Source organism: Streptomyces sp. NPDC004732 (assembly GCF_040609235.1).
Taxonomy (GTDB): Bacteria; Actinomycetota; Actinomycetes; order Streptomycetales; family Streptomycetaceae; genus Streptomyces.
In genome coordinates this window covers 441,073-457,987 of record NZ_JBEXJR010000009.1, presented here as the reverse complement: position 1 = coordinate 457,987, position 16,915 = coordinate 441,073, and the positions used below count along the sequence as shown (strand labels likewise).

General features: G+C 71.3%; 14 protein-coding genes. 7 read left to right on the top strand and 7 right to left on the bottom strand.

Annotation, left to right across the window (positions count from 1 at the left end; translation table 11 throughout):
- Positions 1 to 177: 177 nt before the first annotated feature.
- Complete coding sequence (locus ABZV77_RS28675; protein WP_356262620.1) at positions 178 to 747, bottom strand: CGNR zinc finger domain-containing protein; 570 nt, start codon at positions 745 to 747, stop codon at positions 178 to 180.
- Between the two features lie 126 nt (positions 748 to 873).
- Here ABZV77_RS28675 and ABZV77_RS28670 point away from each other — a divergent pair, with 126 nt between their 5' ends.
- From ABZV77_RS28670 to ABZV77_RS28650, 5 genes are all read left to right on the top strand, one after another.
- Positions 874 to 1,347, top strand: a complete 474-nt coding sequence (locus tag ABZV77_RS28670) for a VOC family protein (RefSeq protein ID WP_356262617.1) — start codon at positions 874 to 876, stop codon at positions 1,345 to 1,347.
- Between the two features lie 79 nt (positions 1,348 to 1,426).
- Complete coding sequence (locus tag ABZV77_RS28665) at positions 1,427 to 2,329, top strand: pyridoxamine 5'-phosphate oxidase family protein (protein ID WP_356262614.1); 903 nt, start codon at positions 1,427 to 1,429, stop codon at positions 2,327 to 2,329.
- Positions 2,330 to 2,338: 9 nt separating this feature from the next.
- Positions 2,339 to 2,803, top strand: a complete 465-nt coding sequence (locus tag ABZV77_RS28660; RefSeq protein WP_356262611.1) for an NUDIX hydrolase — start codon at positions 2,339 to 2,341, stop codon at positions 2,801 to 2,803.
- A 257-nt stretch (positions 2,804 to 3,060) separates the two neighbouring features.
- Positions 3,061 to 4,839: a TIGR03767 family metallophosphoesterase gene (locus ABZV77_RS28655; RefSeq protein WP_356262609.1), complete on the top strand. Its 1,779-nt coding sequence runs from the start codon at positions 3,061 to 3,063 to the stop codon at positions 4,837 to 4,839.
- 132 nt (positions 4,840 to 4,971) lie between these two features.
- A complete protein-coding gene (locus tag ABZV77_RS28650) occupies positions 4,972 to 6,111 on the top strand; it encodes a serine hydrolase domain-containing protein (RefSeq protein WP_356262607.1) in 1,140 nt (379 codons plus the stop codon).
- A 38-nt stretch (positions 6,112 to 6,149) separates the two neighbouring features.
- On the opposite strand, the gene ABZV77_RS28645 is transcribed toward ABZV77_RS28650, so the two are convergent.
- Both ABZV77_RS28645 and pepN read right to left on the bottom strand, forming a co-directional pair.
- The gene (locus ABZV77_RS28645; protein WP_356262605.1) at positions 6,150 to 7,208 is read right to left on the bottom strand and encodes a hypothetical protein; all 1,059 of its coding nucleotides are present in this window, start codon (positions 7,206 to 7,208) and stop codon (positions 6,150 to 6,152) included.
- A gap of 184 nt (positions 7,209 to 7,392) precedes the next feature.
- Positions 7,393 to 9,969 carry an aminopeptidase N gene (pepN, locus tag ABZV77_RS28640; protein ID WP_356262602.1) on the bottom strand — a complete coding sequence of 859 codons (2,577 nt, stop codon included), beginning with the start codon at positions 9,967 to 9,969 and terminating at the stop codon, positions 7,393 to 7,395.
- Positions 9,970 to 10,161: 192 nt separating this feature from the next.
- Between pepN and ABZV77_RS28635 the strand changes: the two genes are divergently transcribed.
- Positions 10,162 to 10,803, top strand: coding sequence for a DsbA family protein (locus ABZV77_RS28635; RefSeq protein ID WP_356262600.1), 642 nt, complete (start codon positions 10,162 to 10,164; stop codon positions 10,801 to 10,803).
- A 123-nt stretch (positions 10,804 to 10,926) separates the two neighbouring features.
- Here ABZV77_RS28635 and ABZV77_RS28630 read toward each other — a convergent pair whose 3' ends face one another.
- The 3 genes from ABZV77_RS28630 to ABZV77_RS28620 all read right to left on the bottom strand — a co-directional run bounded on the left by ABZV77_RS28630 (position 10,927) and on the right by ABZV77_RS28620 (position 14,735).
- On the bottom strand, positions 10,927 to 11,577 hold the full coding sequence (locus ABZV77_RS28630; RefSeq protein ID WP_356262598.1) for a superoxide dismutase: 651 nt from the start codon (positions 11,575 to 11,577) through the stop codon (positions 10,927 to 10,929).
- A gap of 194 nt (positions 11,578 to 11,771) precedes the next feature.
- Positions 11,772 to 13,196 (bottom strand): amino acid permease, encoded by a 1,425-nt coding sequence (locus ABZV77_RS28625; RefSeq protein WP_356262596.1) that lies wholly within the window; start codon positions 13,194 to 13,196, stop codon positions 11,772 to 11,774.
- Between the two features lie 135 nt (positions 13,197 to 13,331).
- Entirely contained in the window at positions 13,332 to 14,735 is a 1,404-nt protein-coding gene (locus ABZV77_RS28620; RefSeq protein WP_356262593.1) for an amino acid permease, read from the bottom strand.
- 263 nt (positions 14,736 to 14,998) lie between these two features.
- On the opposite strand from ABZV77_RS28620, the gene ABZV77_RS28615 reads away from it, so the two are divergent.
- The gene (locus ABZV77_RS28615) at positions 14,999 to 15,577 is read left to right on the top strand and encodes a biotin transporter BioY (RefSeq protein WP_356262591.1); all 579 of its coding nucleotides are present in this window, start codon (positions 14,999 to 15,001) and stop codon (positions 15,575 to 15,577) included.
- Positions 15,578 to 15,599: 22 nt separating this feature from the next.
- Here the strand turns inward: ABZV77_RS28615 and ABZV77_RS28610 are convergent, their stop codons facing one another.
- A complete protein-coding gene (locus ABZV77_RS28610; protein WP_356262737.1) occupies positions 15,600 to 16,868 on the bottom strand; it encodes an FAD-binding oxidoreductase in 1,269 nt (422 codons plus the stop codon).
- Between the last annotated feature and the right edge of the window lie 47 nt (positions 16,869 to 16,915).

The window sequence follows — 16,915 nt, the reverse complement described above, 5'->3', positions numbered from 1 at the left end:
CGAATTCCGGGAAGGTCCGGAATCCGGGGCCGGATGACCGCTCAGCCTTACGCAAGTGACAGGTGTTTGGGGAGAGTTGTCCGAGCTGTGATCGGGGCGTGACGCAATTCCGCCATACGCCATGGCGGACAAGGCGTTCTATAAGGGGACTTGCCCCGGGAACTCTTTCCGGCCGGATCAGGTCTCGCGCGAGCGCGCGTAGTGCCGGGAGGCCTTCGCGCGGTTGCCGCAGGCCGCCATTGAGCACCAGCGCCGGGTGCCGTTCCGCGAGGTGTCGAAGAAGTGCAGGACGCACGACTCGTGGGCGCAGCCGCGGATCCGGTCCCGCGCGGCGGCCAGGAGGCGCAGGTAGTCGCGGGCCGCGAGCCAGGCGGGGCCCCAGGACGGGTCCTTGAACTCGGGCTCTTCGCCCGGTCCTGCCGCGGTGAGCGTCGCGCGGATGCGGCCGTGCCGGAGGACCTTGTCGACGCGGGCGATGCCTGCGGGGTCCTCCGGGGTGTCCACGAGGGAGGCGAGGGCGTCGCGGGCGTGCAGGAGGTGCTCCAGGGTCGGCCCGTCGGCGGCGAAGGCTCCAGCGCCGTCGCCGTCGAGCCCGTTCGCCGCGAGCCAGACCGCGAGCCCTTCGGTGCCGGTCAGCAGGTCCTGGCGGACGCCGTCCTGCATCCAGCGGGTGTTGAGCAGGTCGAGGGAGAGGGGTTCGCCGATGAGGGGGCGGGGGTCGTGCGGGGCCTTGGCGGCGGCGGACATGGCGGGCTCCCTTCGGCGCTAACCGTTCAAGGGTACGTGACCGGTTGACGGACTCGCCCCTAACCTCTAACTTCTATTTCAACGGTTAGCCAGTGGGTGGCCGACCGGCGGACTCAGGGGAGAGCCATGACTGCATCCACCACATCCACCGCATCCACGGCTCCGCGCACCGGCCACATCGGCCTGAACGTCAGGGACCTGGAGCGCTCGCTCGCCTTCTACCGGGACGTCATCGGGTACGGCGTGCTCGCGGAGGGCAAGGAGGAGGGCCGCCGCCACGCCTTCCTCGGGGAGGGCGGCCGCCCCGTGCTCACGCTCTGGGAGCAGGCCGACGCCGCGTACTCCGCAGGGCACGCGGGGCTGCACCACCTCGCGATCGAGGTCGACACGATCGAGCGGGTCAGGGAGTACGAGACCGCGCTGCGGGCGTACGGCGTGGAGTTCGCGTACGACGGCGTGGTGCCGCACGGCGAGGGCACGGCGTCCGGCGGAATCTTCTTCCACGACCCGGACGGCACGCGCCTGGAGATCTTCACGGCGTCCGGCGCCGAAGAGGCGACGGCCCCGGTGGAGTCGTCCCCGACCTGCGGCTTCTTCTGAGCGGGCGTGAGGAGTCTTACCCAGGGGCGCGGGGAACTGCGCGACCAGCCACGACGCACCCGCAGACAGGAGCTCACCGATGACACCAAGAACCCCGGTGCAGACCCCCTACCACCAGGGCTCCCGCACCGTGCAGGCCAAGCTCGGCGTCACGGACCTGGCCGACCACGTGGGCCGCTCCATCGCCCAAGGCCTACGGCCCGTCGCCGCCGCGTTCCTGGAGCTCCAGCCCATGCTGGTGATCGGCGGCGCCGACCGGGCGGGCGCCGTCTGGGCCTCGCAGCTCACCGGCGACCCCGGCTTCGTGCGCGCCACGGGCCCCCGCCAGATCTCGGTCACCGGCGCCCCGCCCGCCGGAGACCCCCTCGCCACCGCACTCGCCCGCGAAGGCACCCCCGTCGGCACCATCGCCCTCGACCCCCGCACCCGGCGCCGCATGCGCCTCAACGGCACGTCCCGTCCCACGCCCCGCGGCCTGGCGATCGAGGCCGACCAGGTCTTCGCCAACTGCCCGAAGTACCTGCAGAAACGGGAGCTGTACGAGGGAAGGCGGCCGGAACGCCCGGGTGAGCCCCTGCGCCGCACCCGGCTCACGGACGGCCAGCGGGCGTTCGTCGCCGCCGCCGACACCTTCTTCCTCGCCACGGTCCATGCGCACGGCGCCGACGCGAGCCACCGCGGCGGCAACCCCGGCTTCGTGCGCACCCCGTCCCCGTACACGCTGGAGTGGGACGACTTCCCCGGCAACGCCATGTTCCTGAGCCTCGGCAACCTCGCCGCCGACCCCCGCGCGGGCCTCCTCTTCCCCGACTGGACGACCGGCACGACCCTCCAGCTCACCGGCACCGCCCGCACCTCGTTCGACGGCGCGTCCCGCACGGTCCGCTTCACTCTCACCGAGGCGCTGGAGACGCCCTCCGCGAGCCCCTGGCGCTGGACCGACCCCGAGTTCTCCCCTGCCAACCCGGGGAACGGCGACTAGCGTCGGTCCGTGCACAAAGAACTCCGGGTGGCGGCCTACGCCGTATGCGTACGCGACGGGCAGGTGCTGCTCGCCCGCTGGGTCGCGGGCGACGGCAGCAAACGCTGGACGCTGCCCGGCGGCGGCATGGACCACGGCGAGGACCCCTACGACACCGTGATCCGGGAGGCCGACGAGGAGACCGGATACGTCGTCGAGCCCGTCGCCCTGCTCGGCGTCGACTCCCTGCGCCGCCGCTATCCGCGCAGGCTCGGCGCCGTCGCCGACTTCCACGGGCTGCGGATCGTGTACGAGGGGCGCGTCACCGGCGGCGACCTGCGCCACGAGACCGAAGGGTCCACCGACCTCGCGGCCTGGCACCCCCTGGAGGACGTGCCGGACCTCGACCGCGTCGGGCTCGTCGACATCGGTCTGGAGCTGTGGCGCACCCGTCCGGCCGACGGACACAGCCAGGCCACGGGACCGGTGCACTGACCCCGCGTACCGCCCTCCCTTCCCCGAAAGGTGAACGTGGAGTGACCGCTTCCTCTCCGCCGGGGGAGGGGTGCGTGACCGCGCAGGGTGCCGGGTGATCCACGTACGGTGATCGGCGTTGCGCGTTGCTGTCTCGTTCACGCGCAGGTCACCCCCGATGCCAACGATCCAGTACGAGCGGGAAGTCCGCAGGCCGCAGTCGGGCCCGGGCCTCCCGCGACCACTGCCGAAGCGTTCGCACTCGGGGAGACCGCGCCATGCCGCGCATACGCTCTGTCGCCACCGCAACCGCCACGGGCGCCGCCGCCGTACTCGACCGCCGTGCCCTCCTCGCCGCCACCGGAGCGGTCACCCTCTCCGCCGGTATCGGCTACGCGCTGGGCCCCGGCGCGGGTTCGGGGAACGCCGCCCCCGCGGGCCGCTCCACCGTCCCGCACTCCCGCCCGGCGCCCGCCGCGCCCCTCATGCCCTACAAGAACGGCACCACCCTGCTCTCCGTCGCCGCCCCGCAGGGCGCCACCGGCTACCGGCGGCTCGGCGACGGACCGGCCTGGCCGCGCGTCGTCCGCGGCGACCTCGCGGCGGCCGGGGCGGGCCGCGAGGGGCGGCGGACCGCACTCGCCGCCTTCGTGCAATTCACCGACCTGCACCTCGTCGACGTACAGCACCCGCTGCGGTACGAGTACTTGCGGGCGCAGACCGCTAGCGCCTGGCGGCCCCACGAGTCCCTCTCCGTGGCCGGTGCCGTCGCCCTCGTCGAACGGGTCAACGCCCTGCGCGGCGCGCCCGCCACCGGCGCGCCCCTGCACTGCGTCGTGACGACCGGCGACAACACCGACAACAACTCCCGGGCCGAACTCGACTGGTTCCTCAAGGTGATGAGCGGCGGCCGCATCACCCCCAACACCGGCGACCCGCGCCGCTACGAAGGCGTGCAGGCCAGCGGCCTCGGCCTGTACTGGCACCCGGACGACGCCCTGCGCGACGCCGACAAACGGCTCGGCTTCCCGCGCCTGCACGGCTTCCTCGACGCCGCGATCCGCGAGGTCAACAGCCCGGGCCTCGGCCTGCCCTGGTACTCCACGGTCGGCAACCACGACGCCCTGCCCGGCGGCTGCTGGGCGCCCCGCGACCCGTACTTCACCGAGTTCGCCACGGGCGGCAAGAAGCTGATGTCCCTGGACGAGCAGCGCGGGGCGGCCCTCTGGAAGGCGGTCAAGAAGGGCCGCGACCCCAAGGGCGCGCACTTCAAGGAGCTCCTCAAGAGCGAGAAGCGGCGCATGCGGTCCGTCACCCCGGACGCGTCACGGGCCCCCTTCACCCCCGCCGAGTACCTCCAGGCGCACCTGGACCCCGCCCACGCGGGCCCCGGCCCCGTCGGCCACGGCTACACCCAGGAGAACCTCGCCGCCGCCACCCAGTACTACTCCTTCCGCATCAGCGACGACGTGCTCGGCATCAGCCTGGACAGCACCGACCCCGGGGGCCACTACGAGGGCTCGCTCGGCACCGCCCAGCTCCGCTGGCTGGAGCGCGAGCTGAAGGCCAACGAGCGGCGCGACGGCGGACCCTCGTACGTCGTGGTCTTCAGCCACCACACCAGCAAGACGATGCGCAACCTCCGCGACGACCCGGCGCGCCCCGGCGAGGCCCGGCACGGCGGCGACGAGATCGTGTCGGTGCTCGGCCGGTACCGCTCGGTCCTCGCCTGGGTCAACGGCCACAGCCACAAGAACGCCATCACCCCGCACCGCACCCCGCACGGCTCCTTCTGGGAGGTCTCCACCGCGTCGCACATCGACTTCCCGCAGCTCGCGCGGGTGATCGAGCTCACCGACAACCACGACGGAACGATTTCCCTCTTCACCACGCTCATCGAATCGGCCGCCCCGCACCGCACGGATTTCGCCGATCTCTCCCAGACCGGCCTGGCCGCGCTCTACCGCGAGCTGTCCTTCAACGCCCCCGGTGCGAAGCCCGCGCTGGGCGGGGAAGCGGGCGACCGGAACACGGAACTCGTGCTGCGAAAAGGCTGAATCGCGCCCAACTCCGGTGCACCGCTCAACCTCCGGCATCGGGCCGCGGGTCCCCTCGCCCGACGACAGTGAAGAACCGTGAGCCGGGAGGGGCAGAACATGGCGGCAGGTAGAAGACGTGCAGGAGTGACGGTGGCGCTGGCCGTGACGGTGACGGCAGGGGCGCTCGTGGCCCCCGCGCTCGCCGCGACGCCCGGGGCGGGGGAGTCGGGGAGTCGGGGGGACGGGCACCGCGCGACGCTGCGCGCGATGAAGGCCGCCCTGAACGAGGACGCCCCCGGCGTCACCGTGCAGGCGAAGGACCGGCACGGCACCTGGAACGCCGCCGCGGGCATCGGCGACCTCGCCCGGCAGACCCCGCGCGGCGCCCACGACCACTACCGGGTCGGCAGCATCACCAAGACCTTCGTCTCGACGGTGGTCCTCCAACTGGTGGCCGAGGGACGGCTCGGCCTGGACGACAAGGTCGGGCGGTGGCTGCCGGGCGTCGTTGAGGGGAACGGCCACGACGGCGACCGGATCACCGTCCGCCAGCTCCTCAACCACACCAGCGGCATCTTCGACGTGATGTCCGACGAGGGCGTCCAGCGCAAGGTGTTCACCGAGGAGTTCCTCGACCACCGCTACGACACCTGGACCCCCGAACAGCACATCGCCATCGCCATGCGCCACAAGCCGGACTTCGAGCCCGGCAAGGGCTGGCACTACTCCAACACCAACTACGTCATCGCGGGACTGCTCATCGAGCGGATCACCGGCAAGCCGTACGCGCAGGAGATCAAGCGGCGCATCATCGAGCCGCTCGGCCTGCGCGCCACCTCGCTCCCCGCCACCGACCCGACCCTGCCGCAGCCCAGTTCGCGGGCGTACACCAAGCTCTCCGACGCCCCCGGCGCCAAGAACCACGACGTGACGGAGCTCAATCCGTCCCTCGCGGGAGCGGCGGGCGGGATGATCTCCGACTCGGCGGACCTGAACCGCTTCTACACGGCGCTGCTGCGGGGCAAGCTCCTGCCCCGGAAGCAGCTCGCCGAGATGAAGACCACCGTCCCGAAGGGCGAGAACAAGCCCGGCCAGCGGTACGGACTGGGTCTGGAGCCCTACAAGACCGACTGCGGCACGGTCGCCTGGGGCCACGGCGGCGACATCCACGGCTCGGCGTCCGGCGCGGCCTCGACGGCGGACGGCCGCCATGCGGTGGCGCTCAACTTCAACGGGCCCGAGGGCGAGATGCGGGTGGTGCTCAACGCGGAGTTCTGCGGGAAGGGCTGAGGCGGCGGCAAGGGCGGCAAGGGGGGCGGGCGGACGCGCTATCTGGGCAGCACCACCACATACGCCGCGGGCTCCCGGTCGGTCGACGCCATCAGCGCCGTCCGCACCACCGTGGCCTGCTGCTCCAGCGAGTCCCTGAGCTTCCGCGGGGTGATGTGGACGACGGTGATGCCGAGCCGCTCCAGGTGCTCGCGCTTGCGGACGTACTCGGACCACAGCGCGTCGTCGTCCCCCTGCCGGAGGCCCTGCCGGGGCGCCCGCGTGTCCAGCTCCACGGCCACGGCCTGGTCGGGCCAGTAGGCGTCGACGCCGCCGAGGTGCGGGCCGCCGGGCAGGCGCAGGTCGACGTTCCACATCGGGTCGGGCAGGCCGTGCTCGGCGACCATTCGGTACAGCCGGTCCTCGGCGATGGCCCGCCCCTCGGCGATCAGCGAGTCGACGGCGTCCACCACGTGCGGGCGGGACAGCAGCCGGGCCTGGTTCAACTCCCGTACGACAGCGGCCGGTTCGCAGTGTCCGCCGCGCACCGCCTCGGTGAGCAGCCGCCGCACGGCACCCGCATCGGCGAGCTGCGCCACGGCGTCGGCGAGCGCGCGGGGCACGGGGGCGACCGGCACCCCCGTGATCTGCTGGGGAGTCGGCATCGCGGCGCTGCGCACGAGCCGGGCGAAGCCCACGGAGCGCAGCCGCCGGGTGCGGGGCACCAGGACGTCGATGCGGTCCAGGGAGAGCAGTGGGGGAGCGGACGAGAAGCGGTGCAGGGCGAGCGCGGCGAGCCCCGTGATCATCGCGTCGGCGTAGGCGGCGTGCGGCTCGCCCGCGCGGGGCTGCGAGGGCACCGCCCTGGCCTGGCGTGCGGGCAGCCGTCCCGCGTACAACAGGGCGCCGTGCAGCCGCTCCTCGCTGGTCGGCGGGCCGGGGTGCAGCAGGCAGACGCCGGGCAGGAGCTGCTGCCAGGGCCCGCCGGGGCGGCAGTGCGCGCCCGCGTCCGCGGCGGAGACGCCGTGCTCGCCGAGCTGGGCCGTGCTCATGACGCGGGGGCGGGCGTCGGCGAGGTGGGTGAGGGGGAGGGGGGAGAGCGGGGCGTTGTGGTTCATGACCCGGTCGTTCCCGCGCCCCCTCGCCCCGCTAACCGCTGTTACACGCCCGTCGACAAACCAGGACAACCTCGCCCTAAAGCACGGGCGTTCGACAGCCGATGATCCCTAGTCCCGGGAACATCGCCTGACCTGCACCGCCGCGAGACGGCGGCGCAGGCCCTTCCCTCGCCCGACACAGGCCCTAGACCGCCGCGCCCGCGTCGCACGCCTGTGCCCGCAGCGACCGCGCGAGGTCGTCGCGGGCCTCCAGGACCAGACGGCGCAGGGCAGGCGCGGACGCCTCGTGCGCGGTCAGCCACTCGTCCGCCGCCGCCAGCGTCGCCGCGTCGCCCTGCAGCTGCGGGAACAGGCCCCGCACCACGTCCATGCCGATCTGGATGGACCGCTCGGCCCACACCCGCTCGATCGCCGCGAAGTACTTGGACACGTACGGCGCCGCGAGCTCCCGCTGCGAGGGCTGCGCGAATCCCGCGATCGTCGCCTCGACCAGCGCGTTGGACAGCTGGTCGGACTCCACCACGGAGGCCCACGCCTGCGCCTTGACCGCCGCCGAGGGCCGCGCGGCCAGGCACCGCACCTGGTGCCGCTTGCCGGACGCCGTGTCGTCCCTGGCCAGCTCGGCGGCGAGCGCCTCCTCGTCGGCGGCGCCGTGCGCGGCCAGCGGGCTCAGGAACGCCCAGCGCAGCTCCTGGTCGACCTCCAGACCGTCGATCTTGGCGTTGCCGTCGAGCAGGCCCTGCAGCAGCTGCAGGTCGGCCGCCGACGACGCCACCGCGGCGAAGAACCGCGCCCACGTCAGCTGGTGCTGGCTGCCCGGCGCCGCGATCCGCAGCTCCCGCAGCGCACCCTCGGCGAGCGCCCGTGCGCCCTCCTCGCGCCACTCCGGAGCGGCGTAGTGCGTGACGGCGGAGTTCGTCCACGCGTGCAGCATCTGCAGCACGCCGATGTCGCTCTCGCGCCCGGCGAAGCGCAGCACGAGCCCGATGAAGTCCCGCGCGGGCATGAGCCCGTCCCGCGTGAGGCTCCACAGCGCGGACCAGCACAGGGCGCGGGCCAGCGGGTCGGTGATGTCCCCGAGGTGGTCCCGCAGCGTCGCCAGGGAGTTCTCGTCGAAGCGGATCTTGCAGTACGTCAGGTCGTCGTCGTTGACCAGGACGAGCTCGGGCGCCGTCTCGCCGGCCAGCTCGGACACGACCGTGCGCGGCCCGTCGACGTCGACCTCCGCGCGTGCGTACCGCTCCAGGTCGCCGCCCGCCGCCCTGCGGTAGAGGCCCACGGCCACGCGGTGCGGGCGCAGTTCGGGGTGGGACTCGGCGGCCTCCTGGAGGACGGAGAGCTCGGTGATCCGGCCCTCCGCGTTCAGGATGACCTGCGGGGTCAGGGAGTTGACCCCGGCCGTCTGGAGCCAGGCGCGCGACCAGGACGCCATGTCGCGCCCGGAGGTCTCCTCCAGGACCGAGAGCAGGTCGCCGAGGACCGTGTTGCCGTACGCATGCCGCTTGAAGTAGCGCCGGGCGCCTTCCAGGAACGCGTCCCGGCCGACGTACGCCACGAGTTGCTTGAGGACCGAGGCGCCCTTGGCGTACGTGATCCCGTCGAAGTTGAGCTTGGCGTCCTCCAGGTCGCGGATGTCGGCCGTGACCGGGTGCGTGGAGGGGAGCTGGTCGGCGCGGTAGGCCCACGCCTTGCGGTTGTTGGCGAAGGTGATCCAGCCGTTGGTGAAGCGGGTCGCCTCCACCATCGAGAAGGAGCCCATGAAGTCGGCGAAGGACTCCTTGAGCCACAGGTCGTCCCACCACCGCATGGTGACCAGGTCGCCGAACCACATGTGCGCCATCTCGTGGAGGATGACGTTGGCCCGGCGCTCGTACGACGCCTGGGTCACCTTGCCGCGGAAGATGAACTCCTCCCGGAAGGTCACCAGGCCCGGGTTCTCCATCGCGCCGAGGTTGTACTCCGGCACGAACGCCTGGTCGTACTTCCCGAAGGGGTACGGGTAGTCGAAGTTGTCGTGGAAGAAGTCCAGGCCCTGCTTGGTGACGAGGAAGACGTCGTCGGCGTCGAAGTGCGGGGCGAGGCCCTTGCGGCACATCGCGCCGAGGGGGATCTCCAGGCGGGAGCCGTCCTCCAGGACGCGGGTGTAGGAGTCCGTCACGTAGTGATACGGGCCTGCCACGACCGCCGTGATGTACGTCGAGATGGGCTTCGTCTCGGCGAACTTCCATACGCCGTCGGTCAGCTCGCCCTCGCCGTTGGACCACGCGGTCCATCCCTCGGGGGCCTGGACCGCGAAGCGGTAGGGCGCCTTGAGGTCGGGCTGCTCGAAGTTGGCGAAGACGCGGCGGGAGTCCGCGGGCTCGTACTGCGTGTAGAGATAGACCTCGCCGTCCTCCGGGTCGACGAAGCGGTGCATGCCCTCACCGGTGCGGCTGTAGGCGCACTGGGCGTCCACCACCAGTTCGTTCTCCTCGGCCAGGTCCTCCAGCGCGATCCTGGTGCCGTCGAAGACTTCGGAGGGGTCCAGGTCCTTGCCGTTGAGCGACACCGCCGTGACGCTCGGCGCGATCAGGTCCGCGAAGGTCGCGGCGCCGGGCTCGGCGCTGCGGAACCGGATCGTGGTGACCGAACGGAACGTGCGCGGCTCCTGACCGCTCTCGCCGATCGCCGAACGCAGGTCGAGGAAGACCTCGTACCCCTCGACGGACAGCAGCGCGGCCCTCTCGTGGGCCTCGTCGCGGGACAGATTCTCACCGGGCACGGGCGGCACTCCCTTGTGACTTGTGACTCGTGACTCGCATGGACTGTGGCTCGCACGACGCACATGACGCGCGTCACTCGTACGAATGTCTACGATCCTCGCATGTGCCGTCAGCGGTCGACATCCGGGAATGCCCCGGTGCGCCCCGGACGTTTTCCTGGCCAGATGCGAACGCATTCCCTAGGGAGAGACATGTCCGAGAACGGCAGCAAGACCCCCGTCGATTTCTGGTTCGACCCGCTGTGCCCCTGGGCCTGGATGACGTCCCGGTGGATGCTCGAGGTCGAGAAGGTCCGCGACGTGGAGGTCCGCTGGCATGTGATGAGCCTTGCCGTCCTGAACGAGGACAAGCTGGACGACCTCCCCGCGGAGTACCGCGAGATGCTCGAGACGAAGGCCTGGGGCCCGGTCCGGGTCGTCATCGCCGCCCAGCAGAAGCACGGCGACGAGATCCTCGGCAAGCTCTACACCGCGCTCGGCACCCGTTTCCACAACCGTGGCGAGGGCGCCACGCGCGAGGCGGTCGCCGGGGCTCTTGAGGACGCCGGTCTGCCCGCGGACCTCATCGATTACATGGACTCGGACGCGTACGACAAGGAATTGCGCGCCTCCCACCAGGAAGGCATCGACAAGGTCGGCCAGGAGGTCGGCACGCCGGTCATCGCCGTCCCCGGCGCCGACGGCTCGCAGGTCGCCTTCTTCGGCCCCGTCGTGACCCCGGCCCCCAAGGGCGAGGCGGCGGCCAGGCTCTGGGACGGCACCCTGCTGGTGGCCTCGACCCCGGGCTTCTACGAGATCAAGCGCACCCGCACCCAGGGCCCGATCTTCGACTGAGCCTCGGGCATACCGAAAGGCCCCCGTGAGTCATGTCCTCACGGGGGCCTTTCGTCTATCCGCCCGCCTCGGCGAAAGTTGAGAAGACGATCACGAGGCAGGACGTTCTTTACGGGAGCAGCCTCACGGGGCCAGCAGGAGGCTGTTCACGCGCTCCTTCGCGGCCGCGTAGCGCTTGGCCACGTCCTGCCAGTTGACGACCTCCCACATGGCCTCGATGAAGTCGACCTTCTGGTTCTTGTACTGCAGGTAGAAGGCGTGCTCCCAGGCGTCGAAGACCAGGATCGGCGTCGAGCCCTGGCCGATGTTGCCCTGGTGGTCGTAGACCTGCTCGACGATGAGGCGGTTGCTGAGCGGCTCGTAGGCGAGCACGCCCCAGCCCGAGCCCTGCGTCGTCGCCGAGGCCTTGGTCAGCTGGGCCTTGAACTTGGCGAAGGAGCCGAACGACTCGGTGATCGCGTCGGCGAGGTCGCCCACGCCGTCCGCGGCCAGCGGCTCGCCGCCGCCGCCGTCCTTCGGGCTGTTCATGTTGTGCCAGTAAATGCTGTGGAGGATGTGGCCGGAGAGGTGGAACGCGAGGTTCTTCTCCAGGCCGTTGATGGCGCCCCACGTCTCCTTGTCGCGCGCCTCCTCCAGCTGCTCAAGAGTGTCGTTCGCGCCCTTCACGTACGCCGCGTGGTGCTTGTCGTGGTGCAGCTCGATGATCTGCGGGTTGATGACAGGTTCGAGCGCCGCGTAGTCGTACGGAAGTTCAGGAAGCGTGTAAATGGCCATGATCCGAGCCCTCCGACTGCTGCTCTGCTGTGATTCTCAAGTTATTGCAAGTCTCTCGCAAGTGCAGGCTAGCAGCAGGTGACTGGAGAAGTTGATCAGCCCTTTGTCCTAGGTCCGTACGGGAATATCCGCGCATGCGAAGAAGCCCCGGACCGTCAGGTCCGGGGCTTCTCGGGGAATCTGCGGCCAGGGCCCTAGGCGGCCGCCGCCGCCCGCTTCTCCGCTATCTTCTGCCGCACGATTCCGATCACCGCGAGCGCCAGCGTCAGCGCGCCGGTGGCGAGCAACTGCTTGCGCGTGTCGGGCTGGTCGGTCATCAGGTAGAAGACGTACGCCATGGCGGCCAGCGCCACCCAGGTCAGGAACGGGAACGCCCACATCTTGATGACCAGCTTCTCCGGCGCCTCGCGCTCGGTCCTGCGGCGCAGGATCAGCTGCGAGACGGCGATGAAGATCCAGACCATCAGGATCATCGCGCCGATCATGTTGAGCAGCCAGGGGAAGACGTCGTCCGGACGCCAGTAGCTGAGCAGCACACAGACGAAGCCGAAGACCGAGGAGGCGAGCACCGCGAGGCGCGGCACGCCGCCCGAGACCTTGCCGAGCGCCTTGGGGCCCTGGCCGCGCTCGATCAGGGAGTACGACATGCGCGAGGCGCCGTAGATGTTGGCGTTCATCGCGGAGAGCAGGGCGACCAGGACGATGACGTTCATGATCTCGCCGGCGCCGGGGATGCCCAGGTGGTCGAGCGTGGCGACGTACGGGCCCTTGGCGACGACCTCCTTGTTGTCCCACGGCAGCAGCGTCACGACGACGAGCATCGAGCCGACGTAGAAGACGGCGATGCGCCACATCGCGGTGCGCACGGCCTTGGCGACGCTCCTGACCGGGTTCTCGGACTCGGCGGCGGCGATCGTGACGGTCTCCAGACCGCCGTACGCGAAGACGGAGGCGAGGAGGCCGATGATCAGGCCGTCCGTGCCGTTCGGCATGAACCCGCCCTCGCCGGTGAGGTTCTCCAGGCCGGGGGCCGAGGTGTCCGAGCCGGGCAGGATGCCGAGGATCGCGAGGACGCCGATGCCGAGGAAGAGCGTGATGGCGCCGACCTTGAGGGCGGCGAACCAGAACTCGAACTCGCCGAAGTTCTTCACGGCCGTCAGGTTGGCGGCGCAGAACACCAGCATGAAGAGGGCGACCCACGCCCACTCCGGGCTGTCGGGGAACCAGCCGACCATGATCTTGGCGGCGCCGATGCCCTCCAGGCCGACGGCGACGCAGAGCAGGAACCAGAAGCCCCAGCCCGCGGTGAAGCCCGCCCAGGGGCCGATGGCCCGCTCGGCGTGGACCGAGAACGAGCCCGACGCGGGGTTCGCGGCCGACATCTCGCCCAGCATGCGCATCACGAGCATGACGAGCGCGCCGGATATGGCGTAGGCGAGGACGATCGAGGGACCGGCCGCGGCGATGCCCGCCCCGGAGCCCACGAAGAGACCGGCGCCGATCACGCCACCGAGGGCGATCATGGAGAGATGCCGCTGCTTGAGGCCGTGGACCAGCGGGGAGTCGGCCTTCGGTGCTTCGTCGGGTGCTGCGTCCTGGTGGGTGGACGTCCGAGACATGGGCGTGCCCTGTTCAGTAGCCGAGACGGGGGAGCGAGCGGCCCACAGTCTGAGGTCCGGTACCGCTGACAGGGAACACTTGACCGCTATACGGACACGACGCTCACACGTTGTGAAGGAATACGCACGTCAAGTTCACCTGCTGTTCATGTGGCTTTCGCGCCACTCCCGCAGCCCCGCGACCACCAGGACCAGCGCCGTCGCCCCCGCCGACCACAGCAGCTGCGGCCGCGCGTCCTCGTCCGTCAGCATCAGGCCCAGCACGGCAACCATCGCGGCCAGCGCCGCCCACGTCAGATAAGGGAAAGCCCACATCCGCAGCACGAGACGCTCCGGCGCCTCGCGCTCGATGCGCCGTCGCAGCCGCAGCTGAGAGACCGCGATCAGCGCCCAGACGAAGAGCAGCACCGCCCCGACGGAGTTGAGCATGTAGAGGAAGACGGAGTCCGGCCACTTCAGATTGAGGACCACGGACACGAAGCCGAAGGCGACGGACGCGAGGACCGCGCGGCGCGGCACCCCGCCGCCGGACACCTTCAGGAGCACCTTGGGCGCCTCACCGCGCTCGGCCAGTGAGAAGACCATCCGGGACGACCCGTAGAGGTTGGCGTTCAGGGCGGAGAGCAGCGCCACGAACACCACGATGTTCATGATCGTCCCGGCGGACGGCACCCCGATCGAGTCGAGGACCGTCACATACGGGCTCGCTCCCGCCTTCTGTGCCGTCCAGGGCAGCACCGTCACGATGACCAGCATCGACCCGACGTAGAAGAAGAGGATCCGGTAGACCGCGCTGCGCACCGCGCGGGCGACCGAGCGCACCGGGTCGTCCGACTCGGCGGCCGCGATCGTCACGACCTCCAGGCCGCCGAACGCGAAGACGACGGCGAGGACGCCCGAGACGACGCCGTCCCAGCCGTGCGGCAGGAACCCGCCCTGTCCGGTCAGGTTCGTCAGGCCCACCGGGTCCGTCTCCGGAAGCACCCCGAAGACCGCGAGCAGACCGAGGATCAGGAACGCGACGATCGCGAAGACCTTCAGCGTCGCGAACCAGAACTCGAACTCGCCGAAGTTCTTCACCGACGCCAGGTTGGCCGCGGTGAAGACCAGCATGAAGACCAGCACCCAGGCCCACTGCGGCACCGCGGGCGCCCAGCCGTTGGCGATCTGCGCGGCGCCGGTCGCCTCCACGGCGAGCACCACCACCAGCAGGAACCAGTAGAGCCAGCCGACGCTGAACCCCGCCCAGCGGCCGAGCGCGCGCTCCGCGTGTACGGAGAAGGAACCCGATGCGGGCATCGCGGCCGACATCTCGCCGAGCATCCGCATCACACACATCGCGAGCGCGCCCGCGATCAGATACGAGACGACGATGCCGGGCCCCGCCACCGAGATCCCGGCCCCCGACCCCACGAAGAGCCCGGCACCGATGACACCGCCGAGCCCCAGCATGGTGAGGTGACGCTGCTTGAGACCACCGCCGAGGGGCTCCGGTCCCGAACCCGGCACGGGCGGGCTGTCCGATGGTGCGTCGTGCATGGTGCTCAGGCTGCTCTCGGGGGTCACAAGACTTTGGCGGGACCCCACAGTCTCCCCGCGGGGCGGCCCCTCGCGCAAAACGGGGCACCCACCCGCCGACCTCAGTGACGAGCATCACGCCGCCCGAGGTGTACGCGGATCCCTTTGTACGGAGCCCACCAAGGCCCCGCCCCCGGGTTGTCGGCCGATGACCGTGTTGCCGCCGCGTCGCCTGGGATAGCGTCAACGCGTTCCCACCTGCCCACGTCCCCCGCGGAGTCCCGATGAGCATCGCCGCTGCCACCACCCGTCCCGGCCAGGTCCTCGCCGACCTGCTGCCCGCGTCCCGCGTGAAGGACGCGGCCCTCGTGCTCGGCGGCGCCGCGCTCACCGGCATCGCCGCCCAGATTGCGGTGCCCGTGCCGGGCTCCCCGGTGCCGGTGACCTGGCAGACCTTCGCCGCGCTGCTCGTCGGCACGTCGCTGGGCGCCCGCCGCGGCTTCCTTTCGCTCGCCCTGTACGCCCTCGTGGGCATGGCGGGCATGCCGTGGTTCGCGCAGGCGGGATCCGGCGCCGCGGCCCCGTCCCTCGGCTACGTCCTCGGCATGCTGCTCGCCGCCACGGTGGTGGGCGCCCTGGCCCGCCGCGGCGGCGACCGCTCGGTGCTGCGCACGGCGGGCACGATGGTCCTCGGCTCCGCGATCATCTACGCGGTCGGCGTCCCGTACCTGGCCGCCGCCACCGGCATGTCGCTGACCCAGGCCGTCGCCGCCGGGCTCACGCCCTTCCTGATCGGCGACGCCCTGAAGGCCGCGCTCGCGATGGGCGCGCTGCCCACGGCGTGGAAGTTCCTGGACCGCTGACGGCGGGCGGCGGGGCAAGGCCCTAACCGACGCTGTAGTTCCGCCTGAAGAGGTTCGCCGGGTCGTACGTGGCCTTCAACACGGCGAGCCTCTTCCGCGTCTCCGCGTCGTACAGCCCCTCAGGACGGTCGCTGCCGCCGAAGACGAAGTTGAGCGACCGCCCCAGGGTCTGCGGCGCCACGAGCCCGAACGCCTCGGCGTGCACCTTCCGCTGGGCCTCGACGTCCGTCCCGTCCAGCGGCGACAGGAGCCGGAGCAGCCAGCCCGCCTCGCGGTAGGGGACGGCGTTCTGCGTGTGCTCGGAGGAGCGCGCCAGCGCCCCGCCCAGGTGGTTGAGCTGCAGGATGTGCATCGTGGCCGCGTCGGGCCCGGCCAGCGTGAGGATGTTCCCGGCCGCCTCGGTGTCGAGGGTGCTCAGGACGGCGTTGTCGCCGTAGAAGGCGTGCGGGAAGTCCGGGTCGCCGTGGATGGAGGGGCTCTCGGCGTACGGCATCTCCCGCAGCGTGTCCGACACCGTGGGCCCGAGCTCGCGCAGCGGCGCCACGAGCCGCTCTCCCTCGGCCGCCGAGCCGGTGAACGCGACCCGGATCAGGACGAGATAGCTGCCCCGCAGGTGCGGCGGGAGCTGCGGCAGGTCCGGGTAGACGAGCGCCGCGAGCGACGACGTCACCTCGTCGGGCAGGGTCCGCGTCCACTCCTCGTAGCCGCGCAGCACCGCGGCCGGGTCGACCGCCGTGCCGTCGAACGTCAGCGCACCGCCGTACAGCCGCGCCACCGGCACCAGGCCGATCTCCAGCTCCGTGACCACGCCGAGGTGCGCGCCGCCGCCGAGCAGGCCCCAGAACAGCTCGGGGTCGCTCTCCCGCGTGACGTGGCGCAGGACGCCGTCCGCGGTGACGACGTCGACCGAGCGGACGTGGTCGGCCGCGTACCCGAACTCACGGCCCAGGATGCCGAGTCCGCCGCCGAGCGTGTAGCCGACGGCGCCCACGGACGGCGCCGTGCCGTTCAGCGGGGCGAGGCCGTGCTCCACCGAGGCCTCGACGACCTGGCCCCAGCGGGCGCCCGCGCCGAAGGTGGCGGTGCGGGCCTCGGGGGCGATGCGCACGGAGTCCATGCGCCGCGTGCTGATCAGGACGCCGCCCTCCGACGCCCCCGGCAGGCCGTGCCCGGTGGCCTGGACGCCGACGGGCAGACCGGCTTCGGCCGCGTACGACACCGCGGCGACCACGTCGTCGGCACTTCCGGCGCCGAAGACGATGTCGGGCCGCGTCGCGAAACCCGTCTGCATTCCGGCGATCTCCTCGCCGTATCCGGCGTCGTCCGGCCGGAACACGA

Excerpts from the sequence above, each read along its gene's own strand:
- ABZV77_RS28675 (WP_356262620.1), bottom strand. The coding sequence starts at position 747 with ATGTCCGCCGCCGCCAAGGCCCCGCACGACCCCCGCCCCCTCATCGGC.
- ABZV77_RS28670 (WP_356262617.1), top strand. The coding sequence starts at position 874 with ATGACTGCATCCACCACATCCACCGCATCCACGGCTCCGCGCACCGGC.
- ABZV77_RS28665 (WP_356262614.1), top strand. The coding sequence starts at position 1,427 with ATGACACCAAGAACCCCGGTGCAGACCCCCTACCACCAGGGCTCCCGC.
- ABZV77_RS28655 (WP_356262609.1), top strand. The coding sequence starts at position 3,061 with ATGCCGCGCATACGCTCTGTCGCCACCGCAACCGCCACGGGCGCCGCC.
- ABZV77_RS28645 (WP_356262605.1), bottom strand. The coding sequence starts at position 7,208 with ATGAACCACAACGCCCCGCTCTCCCCCCTCCCCCTCACCCACCTCGCC.
- ABZV77_RS28635 (WP_356262600.1), top strand. The coding sequence starts at position 10,162 with ATGTCCGAGAACGGCAGCAAGACCCCCGTCGATTTCTGGTTCGACCCG.
- ABZV77_RS28630 (WP_356262598.1), bottom strand. The coding sequence starts at position 11,577 with ATGGCCATTTACACGCTTCCTGAACTTCCGTACGACTACGCGGCGCTC.
- ABZV77_RS28625 (WP_356262596.1), bottom strand. The coding sequence starts at position 13,196 with ATGTCTCGGACGTCCACCCACCAGGACGCAGCACCCGACGAAGCACCG.
- ABZV77_RS28620 (WP_356262593.1), bottom strand. The coding sequence starts at position 14,735 with ATGCACGACGCACCATCGGACAGCCCGCCCGTGCCGGGTTCGGGACCG.
- ABZV77_RS28615 (WP_356262591.1), top strand. The coding sequence starts at position 14,999 with ATGAGCATCGCCGCTGCCACCACCCGTCCCGGCCAGGTCCTCGCCGAC.
- ABZV77_RS28610 (WP_356262737.1), bottom strand. The coding sequence starts at position 16,868 with ATGCAGACGGGTTTCGCGACGCGGCCCGACATCGTCTTCGGCGCCGGA.